Here is a 17413-nt window from a genome sequence, read left to right as displayed (position 1 = left end):
CACTTGTTGCCATGGCAGAGAACGGTGACGGCGGACGCATCGATCGTCACTACGATGATTTGGTTTTAGAGCGTCCACGTCGCTCCAACTTCGTCGAGTGCACCAAGTGCGGGCATTTGTTTGAGGTGTCACGCAAAAGCAAGGTTGCCAAGGAAGCGGCGCAGCGGGCAGAGGGAGCTCTTCCCTTGTCTTGGAAGGTCTTGTTGGCTTCCGGATCGTTGTTGGTCTTATCGATTGCGCTCTTGTTGTGGAATTTTCTATTGTCTGGAAATGAGAAACAGCTCGTGGCTTCGGCTGGGCCGGGGGTGGAGGTTCCGGGTGGTGAGGGTTCGACGGAGGGAGAGGATGCTTCATCCGCGGTGCCTGGTGCAGGCCCCAATCTCGAACTGGCCTTAAGCACTGCGGATGTGACGGTTTTTTTACGCGAGTTCTTTAAAGCAGGCAATTGGCGGGAGAGATATCCCATGGTGCGTCAGACGCCCCAGATTGAAGAGAAAATGCAGAGATGGTATCGCTGGAACAGAGACGGCCCAATGGTTCAAGTGGCTGCCGATCCCAGAGCCACGGACCTTGGGGATTTTATGGTGGTCAAACTTCACGGTGTGGGACTGGCTTCTGAACATATCGTGCTCGAAAAAACGTTGGCGGGGTTCCGGGTGGACTGGGAAAGCTTTGTGATCTACCAAGATCAGGCGTGGCTCGGCATCCAGAAGGAGCAGCCGCGCGGCGCCCGATTGATCCGTTGTGTCTTGGAGCCCACTCAAAATACGCACCCGGAGTGGTCTGCGGAGAAGGGATACCGCTGTTACCGTTTGACTCACCCGGTGAGTGGCGAGGTCTTTTTTGCCTACAGCCGCACGTTAAATGAGAACGAGCAGGATCCGGCGGCACGGGCTTTGTTGTCACAGCCCAAGGGGCGTTTTACCCTCGAAGTTTACTATCCAGAGAAAAGTAAGCGCGCTCAGGATGTCATGATTTCCCGCGTGGTGGAAAAGGGCTGGGTGATCAAATAAGCTGTAAATTCGTGGGTTTGAGGGCGATTTTGGCGCAAAAATCGTCATGAGCCTTGCGGATTTTGCTTGTCAGTCATTCGGATTCAGCTTGATCGTCGCCGCGTCAGCCATTAAGTGAATGACGCCAATCCCGATCATTTGAACGATGCCACCAACTCCAGCACTTAAAGATTACGCCCAGGCCGATGTGAACCGGTCTTTGACTCCCGAAGATAAAATTCATTTTTTCCGGGAGATGGCGAGAATTCGCCGATTCGAACAAACCGCATTGAAGCATTACAACGGAGGTAAAATGGGGGGCTTCCTTCACCTCTACATCGGTCAGGAATCGGTGGCCGTGGGAACCGTGTCGCTGTGTGGTGAGCACGACCACGTGATTACCGCCTACCGCTGCCACGGCCACGCTCTCGCCGTTGGCATGGAAATGAACCCCTGCATGGCCGAGCTGTTTGGTAAGGCGACGGGTGCTTCCAAAGGTAAAGGTGGCTCAATGCACCTCTTTGATCCCGAAAACAATTTTTGGGGTGGACACGGCATCGTCGGGGGGCAGACCCCGCTCGGCCTTGGTCTTGCCTATGGGGTGAAATATAAAAATCAGGAAGGGTGCTGCCTTTGCTATCTCGGTGATGGAGCTGTCAACCAGGGAGCATTTCACGAATCGCTCAACATCGCCGCATTGTTTGAATTGCCGGTGGTCTATGTGATTGAGAATAACGGATATTCGATGGGAACCAGCCAGACTCGTTCGAGCGCCTATAAACATTGCCTCGCCCAACGAGCCGAGGCCTATGATATGGAGTGGGATGTGGTGAATGGCGAGGACCTCTACGAGGTGCGGGCCAAAACCCAGATCGCCATGGAACGGGCGAAAAAAGAGTCTAAGCCAACCGTGCTCGAGATCGATACCTATCGCTATTACGGGCACTCGGTGGCGGATGCCAATGCCAAGAAATACCGGACACCGGAGGAGATTAACCAATATCGCGCCCACCATGACCCGCTTCGCCTCTGGCGCCGCCGACTGGTCGAAGAGGGCGTGCTCACCGAGGAACAAGCGGATGCCATCGATAAAGAGGCTAAGCAAGAAGCGAATGCATCGGCCACTTTTGCCATTGAATCTCCCGCTCCTGAGGTGGCTGAGATTTTCGACGATGTGTATTGGGAGACCGACAATAATACGGAGGCCGCAAACACCGGACGCCATTTCTTTAACGACTAATGGGCGTGGATCCGAAATTTGAAACCATCTAACTGAATAAAGATTATGAGAGAACTCCTCTACCGCCACGCGATCCGCGAAGCTCTGGACGAAGAACTGGCCCGTGATGAAAATGTTGTTGTCATGGGTGAAGAAGTGGCTGAATACAACGGTGCCTACAAGGTGACTGAAGGGCTTTGGGATAAATGGGGTGACAAGCGTATTGTTGACACTCCGATTTCCGAGGCCGGTTTCATCGGCATGGGCATCGGCGCCTCAATGCTGGGTGTTCGCCCGGTGATGGAGCTGATGTTTTGGTCCTTCCACTCCGTCGCTTTTGACCAGTTGGTCAACAACGCCGCCAATGTGCGTTATATGTCCGGTGGCTTGTGCCATTGCCCGATTGTCATGCGAGGGCCTGCCAATGGTGGAACGGCCGTTGGTGCGACTCACTCGCACTGTCCGGAAGGATTGTTTGCAGCCTTTCCCGGATTGAAAGTTTGCTCACCAGCCACTCCGGCCGATGTCAAGGGACTGATGAAAACCGCGATTCGTGACAACGATCCGGTCTATGTCATGGAGAACACCTTGCTTTACGGAACCAAAGGTCCGGTGCCCGATCCTGAAGATGGTGACCATCTGGTGCCGCTTGGTAAGGCCGACATCAAACGTGAAGGTTCTGACATTTCGCTGATTGCCCACGGACGTTCCGTCCTGCGCGCGCTGGAAGCAGCCGAGACCTTGCAGTCTGAACATGGGATCAATGCCGAGGTGCTCGATCTACGTTCGATCCGTCCGCTCGACCAGCAGGCGATTATCGACACCGTGATGAAAACCAACCGGGTGGTGCTTGTCGATGAGAGTAAGCCGTTCTGCGGTGTTTCTGCTCAGATTACCACCTTGATCCAAGAGCATGCCTTTGATCATTTGGATGCACCCGTGAAGCGCGTCTGCGCTTTGGATGCTCCGGCGATTTATTCGCCTCACATCGAGGATGAGCAGTTGCCGAACCCCAAACGGATCATCGAAAAGGTCCTGACATTGGCTTAATCATCTGACGCTTTACGGATAGTATATTTCAAAGCAATCAAAAAGCGGAAGGGTGAACTCCTTCCGCTTTTTTATGGTGCTAATACCACTCCGCAAAACAGACGAGACGATTGATCGTTGTTAAGGTATGTGGAAAAGCACAGCGTGATCCATGAGAGTTCCGGATGTTTTACTACTTGGTATTATTCGTGTGCCTAATCCCTGGCTTTAAAGACCGGGACATCGACAAATTCCCACTCCCAGCCTGGAAATTTCTCCAAATTGTCCAGATCCTCCGGTGAAAGAGGCCCCATGGTGAAGGGGGGGAGGATTTTTCTGCCCTCGGCAGTTTCCCGGTAATGGGCTCCCTTTTCTTCAAGCATGAGCATAAACCCGACCTTGCCTCCAGGACGTTCTCCCAGAGTGATGCCGATATCCAGCTCCTGTCCCTTGCGAACGGTGAACCATGAGCCGTAGGTAAGGGGAGCGGCCCCGATGGCACTGCGGTGGACAGGGGCGTCCGAAGCGTTGGCTCCTCGGACAGTCACGGATCCCTGAATATCCGACCAAGCGGCCACCAGTCGAAATTTCCGGTCGACATGCACCGAGAGATAGTCGTCTCCGGCTCCGACAAAGCGGAAGGTTCCGCTTTTGGGGGCGGTGACCCGGCCGTTGTAGTGGGCAATCCATCCGCTGGGTTTGACTTCCTCTTCAGCCTGGAAAAACCGAGGTCCGTCACTGGCATTGGAGAAAGGAATGGCGACGTAGCGTAGATACAGGTTTTGATCGGCTTTGTAGAACTTAGCCAAGGATGGTTGGCTGAACCTTGACCGGTGCAGGCGGTTGATTGGATCGGTAAAATGCGAGCGGGTTTGAATATTGTAACCACTGACAGCTTTGCCATGGCGGTCCTGTTTGAAGTCATACAGGTAGCCGGAAATGCTGCCGTCAATTTTACTGGCGGATCCGAAACCACCACCACTGCCAGAGCCGAAGCCGTCACCCCAGCCTTCGCCAAAGTCGTCACCATCTCCGAAATCCAGAGATGGAATGAAATTGACGTTGTCCGGGATGGGGATGGCTGTGACAGCCTCCACCTTAGCGGCGATGACTTTAGCTATGGATGAGGATGGGCTTGAGGGTTTTCGCTCCACATTACGCGTCATTTCCCGTTTCTGGACGGGGTCAGGTTCTTCGCTGTTTGCATGATAGGAAACAATTTCCGGAGTGAAATTTTCAATCGGTGGCAGCAGAACCCAAAGCAGGATGATGCCGACGAGGAGTAAGCTGAGTATTGATATCAGGATACTGGCAATGGTTGAGTTTCGCTGCTGGCTTTCCAGGCGGCGAAGGACTTCTGGTGATAATCGGGCATGTAGGCTCATCGTGTGTTGATCGGTTAAGGGTGAGTAAGCAAGAAGGTGAGCGGGTTTCACTGTCTACAACGCCTTGGCAGGGTTGTTTCTTAGGCCCGGTTGTGAGAGCCGGAAAGGGAACCTTTATTCCAGCGAGAGCACGAGCCAAGGAGGGGGCAACTCTTAGCTTGGTGCCAGTTGTGGTGTGGTCATAGCGGGGGGCGATTCATTGATGATGGAGAAGACAGTGAAACCTTTTGGCCAGCAGGTGAGTCGATCGTGGCTAATTCATTTGACATCTCATGGCATGATTGAATACAAAGTAAGTATGAAAGTTCTGGTTTTTCTATTTACTTCTGTTGCGATTGTTAGGGCGGCCACGACCTATTCCATCGATATTAATGATGCGGATAATGTGCTTACGGCTCCAGGATGGACAGGTTTGAATGCGGTGCATAGTGGAAATGGTGGCTCTGTTGATGTGGGAGGGGTGGTATTTGGAATTGCCAGTTCTGATGGTGCCAGGTTGCGGGGCAGTACGGCATCCCCCAATCCTGATGCATTGGTAGGTGATTTTGCTTTTGATGATGGTGGTAATGAGGCCATTATTCTGCTTTTTGGCGCTGCGGGTGATCTTGCCGCAGGTACATGGCAGGTCGAGGTTTGGTCATATGATAGCTCATTCATTACCTTAGGTGATCAGATCCTGGGTCTGCGGACCAATGGGAGCGAAAATGCGGATGCCACGATTGACGGTATGTTGCAGGGAAACGGTATTGTGACCAATAACATGGCAAGTTCGTCATCAGGTCCAGCGGCAAGCTTTACCTTTTTATCTGACGGCGCGTCTTCCTATGATATCTTCCTCAGAGAAAATAATGCAAATAACCGCACGCGTTTGAATGCAGTGCGTCTCACTCAGATTCCCGAGCCATCCTCTGCATTGTTGCTTGGTCTGGGGGCTACAGGTTGGATCTTTCGCAGAAGAAGATCTTAGAGCATTTTGATCAATGGTTCGACTCACCTTTCAGGAGGTGAAAAGATCAGCGGGAATGCCATCGCTCCGCTCTGGCTGTACTGATGTGAGGAAATCCTCCTCCGGATTTCCTGCGGGAGGGAGGGCCCGTGATGCACGGGCTTTGTGCGCTCGAACTTCAGTCCTTCGTTCGCTGCGCTCACTTTCGGAGGGTTCTCATACCAAGTAGTAAAACAGACGGGGCGATAGCCGAGATGAATGAGTTCTTTGGTAAGGCGCGACGAAGGAATGGTGCGGGCACCATGACTAAGGAGAAACAAAGCCAAAGGGGTCATTCATCCGGAACTCTCATGGATCACGCAGTGCTTTTCCACATACCTCAACAACGATCAATCGTCTCGTCTGTTTTGCGGAGTGGTATCATCCCACCTCGCTTGGGTGAATGAGATGGAGGCACAAAAAAGCCCTCGATCCGTGATGGAAGGAGAGCTTTTTATAAGTGGTGCGCGAGGCGGGAATGCCATCGCTCCGCTCTGGCTGTGCTGATGTGAGGAAATCCTCCTCCGGATTTCCTGCGGGAGGGAGGGCCCGTGATGCACGGGCTTTGTGCGCTCGAACTTCAGTCCTTCGTTCGCTGCGCTCACTTTCGGAAGGTTCTCATCCCACCTCGCTTGGGTGAATGAGATGGAGGCACAAAAAAGCCCTCGATCCGTGATGGAAGGAGAGCTTTTTATAAGTGGTGCGCGAGGCGGGAATCGAACCCGCACCCGATTAACTCGGACTAGATCCTTAGTCTAGCGCGTCTACCAATTCCGCCACCCGCGCACAGGTGACAACGTCGTAGAACGTGTGCGGGGACGAATTAGGGTGAGCGAGCGAAAAAGGCAAGACAAGTTTTACAAAAAACGACATTTTTTTTACCTGGTCGACTTCGGGTATTGCCAGATCATATCCGCTTGGCACTTATCTCCGGCTATTTTTCTTCCTGTATGACTCGTCGCGGAGGCGTTTAAGATACTCCATGTATTCTTTTTTCGCCTGCCGGTCCGGGTCAAGGTGGGCATGGATAAACGGGTTGTTGCTGCCGTATTGGGACCAGGCACCGCGTGGAACCTGTGAGAAGTCGATAAAACGCCAGTGCACTTTGGCCGACCACCCCATGCCGAGAAAGTCGCGGACCGCTGGGGAGACGTCGATGCCGGCTCCATTGTTGTGCTCGTTTTTTGGTCGTTTGCCACCGAAAACGTATTGCCAGTCGTTGGTGGTGAAGGGACCGCAATCTTCCCATTGTGCGTAGCATACCCGCCGACCATGAACAATCTGGACCCAGCGCCCCTTGCAGGCGGTTTTTCCCGGACGTTTATCAGCCCGTTTGTGCCACCAGGGAATGACCCGGTGGGCGACCGGGTGGTGGGTCCGGTGGTTGAGGCAATCGTTGAATGGCAGGGCGATGTAGAAGGGGTTGAGGCGGGGAGTGAAGGCTTTGGGCCGGTAGCCGATACGGGCGGCCTTGTCCGGGTTGTCATAGCCACCGTAGTTTTGTTGCCACTTGGTGTCCCATGAGCTGGCATGATTGGGGGTTGGGTTTCGAGCGGTGGGTTTTTCCCCGATCCAGAACACCGTGGCAGTGATGTTCTTTCGCCAAGGGTATTGAATGGCTTGAAAAGGATTTTTGGGGGCTCTCGGGGTGTGGATTCGCGGCCCCGTACTGGTGGTGGTGCGATGGCTGGTCTGGCTCTGAGGCTTGGCCGAGCTCACCTGGGCCTCGGCAGAGAGGCAACAAAGGATCAGGCTGAGGGTGTAGATGGTCCGTATCACTGACATAACGCGTTGCTTGGATGCTTGGGTAAATGTGGGTGTTCGGGGGGAGGTTTAGAATCGACGCAGGGTGGTGGGCTGGCACTGCCGAGGGTCTTTATCGGGGAAGTCGAGGGTGTAGTGGATTCCGCGGGACTCCTTCCGGCGCAGGGCGCAATCCACAACCATGGAAGCGGAGGCTACCAAGTTGCGGAGTTCGAGGATATCAGAAGTGACCCGATGTCCCCAGTAAAAACTTCGCACTTCCCGGCGTAAGTTGCTTAGTCTGTTGGCGGCGCGTTCGAGTCGGTTGCTGGTGCGGACGATGGAAACGTAGTCCCACATCAGGCGGCGAATTTCATCCCAGTTGTGGTAAATGATCACTTGTTCATCGTGTGGGGCGGTATCGCCGTGCTCCCAGGCTGGGATGTCAGGGACTTGGCTGGCCTGTTTGTTTAAAGGGTGAACCCTGATGACTTTGTTGAGCGCCCGACGGGCCATAACGTGGGCCTCGAGCAGGGAGTTCGAAGCGAGGCGGTTGGCTCCGTGCAGTCCGGTGCAAGCGACTTCTCCAATGGCAAACAGGCCTCGGATGTCGGTTCTGCCGTCGACGTCGGTCAGCACGCCGCCACATTGGTAGTGGGCTGCGGGAACGACCGGAATCGGTTCTTTTTCACAATCCAGACCGAAGTCGAGTAACGTTTGATGAATATGGGGGAAGCGCTCCCGCATGAAGCCGGTGGGTTTGTGGGTGACGTCGAGATAGACGCATTGGGCACCGGTGCGTTTGATTTCGTGGTCGATGGCTCGGGCGACGATGTCGCGCGGGGCGAGTGATTTGCGGCGGTCATACCGGTGCATGAATTCTTTGCCATCTTCACCTCGCAGGATTCCGCCTTCGCCCCGAACGGCCTCGGAGACAAGGAATGATCGAGCCGCTGCCCCCGTGGCGGCAGGGTTGAAGAAACAGGTCGGATGGAACTGGACAAATTCCATATTCGCGACCGTGGCTCCAGCTCGCCATGCCATGGCCAGCCCATCTCCGGTTGAGCTGTCCGGGTTGGTCGTGTAAAGGTAGACTTTACCGCATCCTCCGGTGGCGAGCACTACGCGGTCCGAGCGGAAGATATGTACGTCACCGCTCTGTTTTTCGAGAACATAGGCACCGAGCACTCGGTCTTCTGAGGCGGCTCCGAGTTTGCTACTGGTGATTAAATCGATGGCGAAGTGGTGTTCCAGGATCGTGATGTTCGGGTGGACGCTGGCGGTTGCCAGCAGCGACTGCATGATCTCCTTACCCGTGGTATCCTTGGCGTGCAGGATACGTCGGTGACTGTGTCCTCCTTCCTTTCCCAGTGAGTAATGATCTCCGTCACGATCAAAATCGACTCCACAGGTAATCAGCTCGTCGATGGTTTCGGCCCCTTCGGTGAGGATGGTTCGGACCGCTTGCTCATCGCAGAGTCCGGCTCCGGCATCGAGCGTGTCCTCGACGTGGCTTTCCACCTGATCCCCTTGCTCGCGAAACCCTTCAGGGAGTACGCTGGCAATACCACCCTGGGCCCGCCAGGTGTTGGTTTCGGTTGCCTGGCCTTTCGAAATGAGGATGACCTGACCGTGCTCTGCTGCCCGAATGGCAAAAGAAAGTCCGGCAATCCCGCTGCCGATGACAAGAAAGTCGCAATTCATGGGCGGACATCCTAGTGGCTTGCGGCACCATGTCCAGCTTGGGTTTAGGCAGTGGAAAGTGTGTGTGAATGTTGAAAATCGAGGTTTGGGCCGTTGAGCTTGTCCTTACTGGATGACAAAGAGTTTTTTCACCCCCCACCAAGTGCCTTTAACGGCGAAGCCGACCGGGCCGGGGATCGATTTTTTTGTGATGCTCACACTCAGCTTGCTGTAGGCCTTGTGATTGGTTATGGCCTTTATTGTGCCTTCGAGGGTGTCGAGTTCGGCTTGCACACGTGCAAGCTCACGTTCCACCTTCAAGGTGTCCTCAACCGAGGTCGAAGCTTGAAGCAGTTCCCTCAGCCGGTTGCGCAATGCCCGGGTGTTGTTGATCTTTGCCTGAAGGTCGATCCACTGATCTGTGACATCTCTCGTGTGGACACGCCGGGAGGTGATTTTTCCGAGTTTACCAATCTGATCCATGGTTTTTTCTAGTTGGTCGCTGGGGATCGTCAGTTCAAGATGGGTGGCTCCACGGTCGTTTTTGTCGCTGTCCATCGTGAGTACTTGCCCGCGACCTTGCTTCACCAGGTTGGTGACTTGCCGGGTGCCTGCGGCTACATCCTCGACCTCCAAACTCATGCTTCCTGATTTTAGTAGCACCCGACGACTGGATGGATTCGATTTGCTGGATGGGCTGGAGCCAGCTTCACGAGCGGAGGCGTATGCAAGGTCAGAGGGTAACAAGTGGCTGCTGCAGGAGCAGAGACCGAGGGTTAAAGGAATCAGATACAAAAGGAAAGATGAATTCATGGTGCTGGAAAAACAGCATTTAAAGCGTGGGTGGTCAAGTTTAAATGCTGTAATTTTAGCACTCGAGTAAATAGTTAGCTTAAGTTAGGGAATGAGAAAGCTCTTGACGGTGGTGTTGGTTTGGGCAGGATGTTAATGGAATAATGCGTTATTTGTTTCCGGCGTGTGGCTTGTTCTGGGTTCTGAGTCCGTGTCGTATCCTGATGAATCCGGGATCGATGAACGATGATTAAGGAGCCGCGAATTCGAAACATAGCATGGATAGGAGGGCATGTGCCCAGGCAGTGTGGGATTGCAACATTTACGACGGATTTGCGCAGGGCGCTAGCGACGGAGTACCCGGAGGCGGCGTGTCAGGTTGTGGCAATGACGGACCCCGGGCAGTCACACGCGTATCCGAATTGTGTGATGTATGAGATCGATCAGGAGGATGAAGCGGCCTATGCACAGGCCGCTGATTTTTTGAATTTGAGAGGGGTTGAAGTGCTGTCGGTGCAGCACGAGTTTGGTATTTTTGGTGGTGATTGCGGGGTGTATTTATTGGAGCTATTGGAGCGGGTGACAATGCCGGTTGTCGCTACCCTGCATACGATTTTGCGGGAGCCTAATGAACAACAACGTCGAGTGATGATGGGGCTTCATCGCTTGTGTGATCGGTTTGTGGTGATGGCGGACCATGGGCGGGAGATGTTGGCTGAAGTATACGGAGTGCCAGAACAAAAAGTGGATGTGGTTCATCATGGAGTGATTGATGTGCCTTTCCTTGACCCGGAATATAACAAGGAACGGTTTGGTGTGTTAGGAAATACCGTATTGTTAACCTTTGGTTTATTATCTCCTAACAAAGGGTTGGAGTGTGCGATTCGGGCATTGCCTGGAATTATAAGAGAGAACCCGGAAGTGGTGTATGTGATTGCCGGCGTGACGCACCCTCATTTGCGGGCGCACGAGGGGGAGGCTTACCGGGGGATGTTACAAAAGCTGGCAGAAGATCTTGGAGTAGCCGAACATGTGAAGTTTGAAAATCGGTTTATGGATTTGGATGAACTGACCGCGATGATTGAAGCTGCAGACATCTATGTGACGCCCTACTTGAATGAGGCCCAGATTACATCGGGTGCTTTATCCTATGCGTTTGGTGCGGGGAAGGCGGTGGTTTCAACTCCTTATTGGCATGCACAGGAGTTGCTCAGTGATGAGCGGGGGATTTTGGTTCCGTTTTCTGATCATGAAGCGATCACGGAAGCTGTGAACCGTTACCTTGGGGATCCATGTTTGATGACCGCAGTAAGGAAGCGCGCCTATGAAATGGGGAGGACGATGACCTGGCCTCACGCCGCCCGGAATTACATGGCGAGTTTTGAGCGGGCACGGGCACAGCGGAGTGGCAGAGTGGTGAATCGGGTGCCTGTGCAGCGGGATCTTCCTCCATTGAACTTTCAGCATATGGTGGAGATGACGAGTCATTTGGGCATGTTTCAGCATGCGGTTCACAATGTGCCGAACAATGCCGAAGGATGCTGTTCGGACGATAATGCACGGGCGTATATTTTGACTGTGTTGGCTGGTCAGTTAGAATGTGACGGTAAGGGAAAGGATGCGTTTTGTTCTTTGGCCGGAACCTATCTTGCTTTTTTGTGGGACGCGTTTGAACCCCGGACCAGAAAGTTCCGCAACTTTATGAGTCGTGGCTTGGAGTGGATGGAGTTGGAGGGGTCAGATGACAGTCATGCCCGGGCGATGTGGGCGGTCGGTGTCGGGGTGGCGTGGACCGGTGATTTGGGACACCGTGAAGTGTGTGCGATGCTTTTTCACAGGGGATTGGCCCAATTGGCTAAAGTGACATCACCACGGGCGTGGGCTTTTGGTTTGTTGGCGATCAATGCGTATTTGGAGAGCTGCCCCGGAGACCGGGAAGTTCTTCGGATGCGGCAGCTTCTGGTGGACCGCCTTCTGGATTTGTATCAACACCATACGGGGGATACTTGGGCTTGGTTTGAATCTGTTGTAGCATATGACAACGCTCGTTTATCCCAGGCCTTGATTCAAAGTGGGCAGCGGATGGGCAGTGAGCGGTGTCTGCAAGTGGGTCTGGATAGTTTGCGCTGGCTAGTGGAGGTTCAGACGGCGGAAGGTGGATGGTTTTCTCCAGTGGGTTGTTATGGATTCTGGCAAAAGGGTGGGGAAAGAGCGCAGTTCGACCAACAACCGCTCGAGGCCAGTGCGATGGTGTCGGCTTGCCTTCAGGCGGAAGCTGCAACCGGGGATCCGTTTTGGCAGGCCCAGGCTGATTTTTGTCTGGCGTGGTTTACCGGCCATAATGATCTCGGTTTGAAACTTTACGATGAAACGACCGGTGGCTGCCATGATGCCTTGCAAGCAGACCGCCTCAATTCAAATCAAGGAGCTGAATCAACGATCGTGTTCCATCTGGCTCTGGTAGAGCTTATGCTGGCGCGGCAACAAAGACAGAAAGGAAATAGGCATGCACCCCCCCCATATACATCCGACGGGCATCGAGTTGTTACCTGATGACACCCGGGTCCTCGTGAGACCCTTTAACCCCGATCCCGCTCGCTGGGAACATATTATCAAACGGACATTGGCGATGTCCGAGCAAGAAGTGTCTGACGATCTGGCCCGAACCCGGGAGGATTTTGGAACACGTCACAAAGGTATCCGAAAGGTGTGGGCCAAGCGTTATGAGCAAATAGTCGATCATATTCCAGATCCCGAATCCTTGTCAGAGAATAGGAAGCTCTACATCGGAGCTTTGTTTTCACATGAATACTCGTTAGAGGCTGCCGCGCTCTTCAATCCTTCGATTGTAGCCCATCCTGATCAGAGTGGCTTGAGCCCGGGAGAAGTTCGCTTCATCATGAGTTTAAGGGCGACCGGGGAAGGACATATTTCCTCGATCGCATTCAGGACTGGAGTGGTAGGTGCGGATTACGAGGTGAAACTTGATGATGCCTCGGAGTTTGTGACCACTCCGGAACGTGTGACGAATCCAGTGTTTCGCAAGGCGATGTTCATGCATAAGCTCCGTGCCTTAAAGATGGACGAATCCTGCTTGCAGCCGGTATTGGATAAATTGGGCCCGTTGATTACCATCGATGACCTTCGAGAGGCAATCAAGTCGACGCTAACCTGTCATGGAGATGTTGCTGACGATGAAGATCATGTGATTAACCGGATTCATTGGTTGGCTGAGGCGAACTATGATATTGAATTTTCCGAAGAGATTCCGATTTCCGAGCGTATTGTCTTTCCTGTTTCGGTGAATGAAAGCAATGGTATCGAAGACGCCCGCTTTGTGCGTTTTGTCGACGATGATGGAACGGTGACCTACTTTGGCACTTATACTGCGTATAATGGGCGAATGATTTTGCCCCAGTTGATGGAAACCCAGGATTTTCTTTATTTCAGAGCCAGAGTGCTTCACGGGCCTGCGGTGAAAAACAAAGGTATGGCACTGTTCCCTCGTAAAATCTGCAATTGTTACGCGATGTTGTCGCGCTTGGACGATGAAAATTTGTTTTTAATGTATGCCGATGATTTACATTACTGGTCGGATCCGATTTTGATCCGTGAGCCAGTATATCCTTGGGAGTTTATTAAAATTGGCAATTGTGGATCCCCCTTGGAAACGCCCGAAGGATGGCTTGTCATTACGCATGGGGTTGGGCCGATGCGGCAGTATTGTCTGGGGGCCTTGTTGCTTGATTTGAACAACCCGACAAAAGTGATCGGTGCCTTGAAGGAGCCATTGCTCAAACCTGAAGGTGATGGAAGGGAGGGCTATGTTCCCAATGTCGTGTATAGTTGCGGAGCGATGATTCATGGCGACCGCTTGATTTTGCCATACGCAAAAAGTGACACCTTGACGACCGTCTGCACGGTTGATTTACGGGAGTTGCTAGATGCCATGGTGGCGGAATGATCTTTTTATGTGCAAATCTGCAATCTTGTGACTAATGTTCGGGATGCCATTATTGATTCACCGGGTGGGCGTTTGTCGCTGCAAGAGATTTGCTGCGGGATCGCTTGTGTGTATCTCGATTTTTTTGGCGGCATGTGCGCACTCCGGAGGTGGGGACACCCCATCTGCTGGCAAACAAAGTTTGAAGCGGGATTATTGGGGGCACCGTCCGGGTCCGAAAGGGTTTCGGACCGTGATCATTGATGCCGGACATGGAGGCAAGGATTCGGGGGCTCGTGGGCATGGGGCGGTGGAGAAGGATTTGGCTCTGGATACGGCCAAGAGACTCAAACGGAAGCTGGCGGGCAAGTTCAAGGTGGTGATGATACGCAGCTCGGATCAATTTGTGGATTTGGATGACCGGGTAGCTAAAGCGAATCGCTATGATTCGGCAATCTTGGTCAGTTTGCACTACAACTCATCGAGGTCACGAAGCACACGTGGACCGGAAACGTATTATTGGCGGGTGGATAGTTATAGTCTTGCGTGGCGTATTCAGCGCGAGTTGGCCAAAGTCAGCCCTTCGGAATATCGAAGCCGGGGTTTGGTTAGGCGTCGATTGCGGCTTACCCGCAATACCCGGATTCCATCGGTTCTTGTCGAGCTTGGGTATTTGACCCATGCGAGTGAGGCCCGCTTGTGCCGGAGTGCGGGATACAGGGATCGTCTTGCCTCAGCCCTTGCGAAGGCCATCTCCGAGCAGCGTGCTCACGGCGATACTGGGACGGGACGTTTACCGCGCCCTATTTATAAGCCGCTATCCAAAGCTTCGGATCCTCCGGGGTCTTGATCTTTTTGTGGATCGGGTTTGTTTCGCGAGGCTTTGATGATGAATGCTCATACCACTCCGCCAAATGCCTCATTGGTATAACAAAAAAACCTCGCGTAGTTGAATACGCGAGGTTTGAGATAATTGAAGGTCTAGAACTGTGTTTGGTTAGAACGGAATGTCGTCGCTCCGTAGGTCGTCTGCCGAGGGTTCCCCCGAGCTGGCCACATTGCCTGCCGGTGTTTGTTGGGGGGGGGCTTGGGTGCCGCCTCCTGCATTGGCCCCGACGATTTTCCAGCAGTTGAGGTTGACGTAGTACTTGCCTTTGTATTCGTTGCCCCGGATATCGAAGCTGATGGTGACTTCCTGGTCTTGTTGAAAATTATCCAACCATGAGCACTTGTCTTTAATGAGTTCGAATTTGACATCCTGCGGGTAGTTTTGGTCACCGATGGTGACGACAAATTCACGTTTGGTGAATCCGCTTGGGAAGGTTTGGGTGTCGAAAATGACTTTGAGTTTTCCTGTAGCTTCGTACATGTTAGTAAGTAATGATGATGATGAGGGGGATATTACGTGGATTGGTCCGTTTGTCAAAACGTGTGTTCGCAAATTCAGGTCTTATTTTTTTGTGGTGGCGGGTTGCCATTCAAATTCGATGAGCACGGCAGCGTGGTCGCTCGGGAAGAGTCGTTTTTTGATCGGGGTGGCATTGTCTTCGAGTTGTTCAGGGAAGACAGTGGCGCGAATCGGTTTGAGTAAGGGCCGGGTGGCGTTGGATTTGTAGTAGAGTCGATCGATGCGGTTCATGGGCAGCGGGTTGCCTTCTTTGTCCTGTCGAAACAATGGGGACCAGGTATTTCCCGGGTGGCTGACGGGGTTGGGGTGAACGCTACGGTAAGTGTCAGAAAAACCGGCCTCATGCATGGCGATGCTAACGGGGAGTTGCAATGGACGTCTGGTCTTGAATGCGGCGGTTGTCTGTGTTGTCCAGTCGAGGTGGGACGGGCAATTCCAGTCACCACCGACGAGCAGCGGGGTGTTGAGCTTGGTCAAGGATGAGGACTCCAGGAATTTGATGATCTCCTGACATTGCTTGAGCCGTTTCGACCGTGAGGACTCCGAGAGAAGGAGGTCTTTGTCGGAGGCGTCGGGGTGGTCTTTGAGGTAGGTTGCGATATTGCTGCGGTAATCGAGCCAGATACTTAAGGCATGGAGTGTTCGGCCGTGATCGTCTTCGAGTTCCGTGCCGACGGCGTGCCACGGGTGGTGGAAGAAAGTTTTTTTGATGGTAAACCGGGTGAGCACACAGAGGTGGGGGCTTTTGCTTTGCCAGTGGTTCCATTTGAGCTGGGAGGCCGCCCAAGGCCCGAAGCGTGGGCGCTCGCCGTTGATGTCATAGCTTTCCTGAAGTAGGCAGATATCGGCTTTGCTTTGTTTGATCAGTGCCAGGGCTTTTTCAGGGCCTTGTTCGACATCGTTGGTTCCGTGCCAGACGTTCCAGACCAGAACCCGGAGAGGATCGTTGTTTTCTGCAAGGGCCCGGTGGAAGCTACAGACAAGAAAAAGGCCGAGGGCGAGGATGCAGGAACGGGTGATCACGTGAGTTTGAGGTTCGGGTTGATATCGAGGTGTAGGCTTGACGATTGCCCCTGAAGATGATGGTGCAGGGCGACAAAGGCGATCATGGCGGCATTGTCTGTGGATAGCGCGGGCGGGGCGATCAGAAGGGTGATGCCATGCTGATCGCAGGCTCGTTGCATCGCTTCACGTAAGGCAAGATTGCAGGAGACGCCTCCGGAGAGAGAAATGGTGGTTTCTCCGCATGCCCGGGCGGCTCGGATGGTTTTGCTGACCAGAACATCGATGACGGCAGCTTGGAAAGAGGCACAGAGGTCGGGGATGGAGTCGGCGGGTGCCCGTCCGCTTTCGGGGTCGAGTTTTTCCAGCTGGTAAAGCACGGCGGTTTTGAGCCCGGAGAAAGAAAAATCGAGACCATCTTTCATCATGGATCGAGGAAATTGAAAGGCTTCGGCTGACCCTGATCGGGCCTGTTTTTCGATTTCGGGGCCGCCGGGGTAGGGGAGGCCGAGCATTTTACCGACCTTGTCGTAGGCTTCGCCCGCGGCATCATCCCGTGTGCTTCCGAGCCGTTGGTAGTTGCCGAATGCCTTCATCTGGATGAGCAGGGTGTGGCCTCCTGAGACGATCAGGGCGAGGTTGGAGCGTAGTGCGGGTTCGTGAAGAAAGGGGGACAGCAGGTGGCCCTCCATGTGGTTGACTGAGATGAAGGGTTTGCCGGTGGCCAGAGCCAGCGATTTGGCGGTGGTGTTGCCGACCAGCAATGAGGATGCCAGACCTGGTCCGGCGGTGGCTCCAAAGGCGTCGATCTCTTCGATGTTCACCCCGGCATCTTCCATGGCGCATTCGATCAGTGGCCGTAGATGGAGTGAGTGGTTACGGCTGGCGAGCTCCGGGACAACTCCTCCGAACTCGCGGTGGATATCGATCTGGGAGGAAATCTCGGATGCCAGAACCTCGACCTGCGAGCCTTCCTTGGTGTCGGTGTGTCGGAGGACCGCTACGGCAGTTTCATCGCAGCTTGACTCGATGGCGAGGATGGTTGTTGGCATGGACTGACGTTAAGATTCAAGATTAAAGATTCAAGTTTCAAGTGGGATAAGAAGATGGAAGATGGGAGATGGGAGATGGGAGATGGGAGATGGGAGATGGGAGATGGGAGATGGTGGTGAATTGCCCTTGGGGGGGATCTCGGATGGTGTGCGGGTTCATCCTTTACAAATCCGGGGGAC

14 protein-coding genes and 1 tRNA gene are annotated in these 17413 nt (G+C 53.6%); 7 read left to right on the top strand and 8 right to left on the bottom strand.

The genetic code is table 11. From position 1 onward, the window contains the following. The first annotated feature begins 11 nt into the window (after positions 1-11). The 3 genes from HW115_RS12065 to HW115_RS12055 all read left to right on the top strand — a co-directional run bounded on the left by HW115_RS12065 (position 12) and on the right by HW115_RS12055 (position 3261). A complete protein-coding gene (locus tag HW115_RS12065; protein ID WP_178933131.1) occupies positions 12-1013 on the top strand; it encodes a hypothetical protein in 1002 nt (333 codons plus the stop codon). Between the two features lie 145 nt (positions 1014-1158). Then, positions 1159-2232 carry a pyruvate dehydrogenase (acetyl-transferring) E1 component subunit alpha gene (gene pdhA, locus HW115_RS12060; protein WP_178933130.1) on the top strand — a complete coding sequence of 358 codons (1074 nt, stop codon included), beginning with the start codon at positions 1159-1161 and terminating at the stop codon, positions 2230-2232. A gap of 45 nt (positions 2233-2277) precedes the next feature. After that, a complete protein-coding gene (locus HW115_RS12055) occupies positions 2278-3261 on the top strand; it encodes an alpha-ketoacid dehydrogenase subunit beta (protein WP_178933129.1) in 984 nt (327 codons plus the stop codon). Between the two features lie 194 nt (positions 3262-3455). On the opposite strand, the gene HW115_RS12050 is transcribed toward HW115_RS12055, so the two are convergent. Continuing rightward, entirely contained in the window at positions 3456-4625 is a 1170-nt protein-coding gene (locus tag HW115_RS12050) for a hypothetical protein (RefSeq protein WP_178933128.1), read from the bottom strand. Between the two features lie 202 nt (positions 4626-4827). Here HW115_RS12050 and HW115_RS12045 point away from each other — a divergent pair, with 202 nt between their 5' ends. Next, positions 4828-5592, top strand: coding sequence for a PEP-CTERM sorting domain-containing protein (locus HW115_RS12045; protein WP_178933127.1), 765 nt, complete (start codon positions 4828-4830; stop codon positions 5590-5592). Between the two features lie 716 nt (positions 5593-6308). Here the strand turns inward: HW115_RS12045 and HW115_RS12040 are convergent. The 4 genes from HW115_RS12040 to HW115_RS12025 all read right to left on the bottom strand — a co-directional run bounded on the left by HW115_RS12040 (position 6309) and on the right by HW115_RS12025 (position 9849). Further along, positions 6309-6396: transfer RNA gene (locus HW115_RS12040), tRNA-Leu, on the bottom strand. A gap of 138 nt (positions 6397-6534) precedes the next feature. Then, positions 6535-7395, bottom strand: a complete 861-nt coding sequence (locus tag HW115_RS12035; RefSeq protein WP_227021459.1) for a hypothetical protein — start codon at positions 7393-7395, stop codon at positions 6535-6537. 48 nt (positions 7396-7443) lie between these two features. Next, the gene (gene nadB, locus HW115_RS12030) at positions 7444-9057 is read right to left on the bottom strand and encodes an L-aspartate oxidase (RefSeq protein ID WP_178933126.1); all 1614 of its coding nucleotides are present in this window, start codon (positions 9055-9057) and stop codon (positions 7444-7446) included. Between the two features lie 105 nt (positions 9058-9162). Continuing rightward, the gene (locus tag HW115_RS12025) at positions 9163-9849 is read right to left on the bottom strand and encodes a DUF4349 domain-containing protein (protein WP_178933125.1); all 687 of its coding nucleotides are present in this window, start codon (positions 9847-9849) and stop codon (positions 9163-9165) included. Positions 9850-10074: 225 nt separating this feature from the next. Between HW115_RS12025 and HW115_RS12020 the strand changes: the two genes are divergently transcribed. From HW115_RS12020 to HW115_RS12010, 3 genes are read left to right on the top strand one after another with little or no spacing between them, the layout of a single operon-like run. Next, positions 10075-12381, top strand: coding sequence for a glycosyltransferase family 4 protein (locus HW115_RS12020; RefSeq protein WP_178933124.1), 2307 nt, complete (start codon positions 10075-10077; stop codon positions 12379-12381). Continuing rightward, complete coding sequence (locus HW115_RS12015; protein ID WP_178933123.1) at positions 12335-13792, top strand: glycoside hydrolase family 130 protein; 1458 nt, start codon at positions 12335-12337, stop codon at positions 13790-13792. The genes HW115_RS12020 and HW115_RS12015 overlap by 47 nt, the downstream gene beginning before the upstream one ends. A gap of 43 nt (positions 13793-13835) precedes the next feature. After that, positions 13836-14621, top strand: a complete 786-nt coding sequence (locus tag HW115_RS12010; RefSeq protein WP_178933122.1) for an N-acetylmuramoyl-L-alanine amidase family protein — start codon at positions 13836-13838, stop codon at positions 14619-14621. Positions 14622-14768: 147 nt separating this feature from the next. Here the strand turns inward: HW115_RS12010 and HW115_RS12005 are convergent, their stop codons facing one another. The 3 genes from HW115_RS12005 to tsaD form a co-directional block, all read right to left on the bottom strand. Beyond that, positions 14769-15140: a DUF3127 domain-containing protein gene (locus HW115_RS12005; protein ID WP_178933121.1), complete on the bottom strand. Its 372-nt coding sequence runs from the start codon at positions 15138-15140 to the stop codon at positions 14769-14771. Positions 15141-15221: 81 nt separating this feature from the next. Continuing rightward, positions 15222-16202 (bottom strand): endonuclease/exonuclease/phosphatase family protein, encoded by a 981-nt coding sequence (locus HW115_RS12000; RefSeq protein WP_178933120.1) that lies wholly within the window; start codon positions 16200-16202, stop codon positions 15222-15224. Then, complete coding sequence (gene tsaD, locus HW115_RS11995; protein ID WP_178933119.1) at positions 16199-17233, bottom strand: tRNA (adenosine(37)-N6)-threonylcarbamoyltransferase complex transferase subunit TsaD; 1035 nt, start codon at positions 17231-17233, stop codon at positions 16199-16201. The genes HW115_RS12000 and tsaD overlap by 4 nt, the downstream gene beginning before the upstream one ends. Positions 17234-17413: the final 180 nt, after the last annotated feature.

This window comes from Oceaniferula marina (assembly GCF_013391475.1).
Taxonomy (GTDB): domain Bacteria; phylum Verrucomicrobiota; class Verrucomicrobiia; order Verrucomicrobiales; family Akkermansiaceae; genus Oceaniferula; species Oceaniferula marina.
This window is presented reverse-complemented; position numbering and strand designations above follow the sequence as displayed.

What these genes read in the sequence shown, in the direction of transcription:
- HW115_RS12065 (WP_178933131.1), top strand. Translation starts at nt 12, where the DNA reads ATGGCAGAGAACGGTGACGGCGGACGCATCGATCGTCACTACGATGAT.
- pdhA (WP_178933130.1), top strand. Translation starts at nt 1,159, where the DNA reads ATGCCACCAACTCCAGCACTTAAAGATTACGCCCAGGCCGATGTGAAC.
- HW115_RS12055 (WP_178933129.1), top strand. Translation starts at nt 2,278, where the DNA reads ATGAGAGAACTCCTCTACCGCCACGCGATCCGCGAAGCTCTGGACGAA.
- HW115_RS12050 (WP_178933128.1), bottom strand. Translation starts at nt 4,625, where the DNA reads ATGAGCCTACATGCCCGATTATCACCAGAAGTCCTTCGCCGCCTGGAA.
- HW115_RS12045 (WP_178933127.1), top strand. Translation starts at nt 4,828, where the DNA reads ATGATGGAGAAGACAGTGAAACCTTTTGGCCAGCAGGTGAGTCGATCG.
- HW115_RS12035 (WP_227021459.1), bottom strand. Translation starts at nt 7,395, where the DNA reads ATGTCAGTGATACGGACCATCTACACCCTCAGCCTGATCCTTTGTTGC.
- nadB (WP_178933126.1), bottom strand. Translation starts at nt 9,057, where the DNA reads ATGAATTGCGACTTTCTTGTCATCGGCAGCGGGATTGCCGGACTTTCT.
- HW115_RS12025 (WP_178933125.1), bottom strand. Translation starts at nt 9,849, where the DNA reads ATGAATTCATCTTTCCTTTTGTATCTGATTCCTTTAACCCTCGGTCTC.
- HW115_RS12020 (WP_178933124.1), top strand. Translation starts at nt 10,075, where the DNA reads ATGATTAAGGAGCCGCGAATTCGAAACATAGCATGGATAGGAGGGCAT.
- HW115_RS12015 (WP_178933123.1), top strand. Translation starts at nt 12,335, where the DNA reads ATGCACCCCCCCCATATACATCCGACGGGCATCGAGTTGTTACCTGAT.
- HW115_RS12010 (WP_178933122.1), top strand. Translation starts at nt 13,836, where the DNA reads ATGCCATTATTGATTCACCGGGTGGGCGTTTGTCGCTGCAAGAGATTT.
- HW115_RS12005 (WP_178933121.1), bottom strand. Translation starts at nt 15,140, where the DNA reads ATGTACGAAGCTACAGGAAAACTCAAAGTCATTTTCGACACCCAAACC.
- tsaD (WP_178933119.1), bottom strand. Translation starts at nt 17,233, where the DNA reads ATGCCAACAACCATCCTCGCCATCGAGTCAAGCTGCGATGAAACTGCC.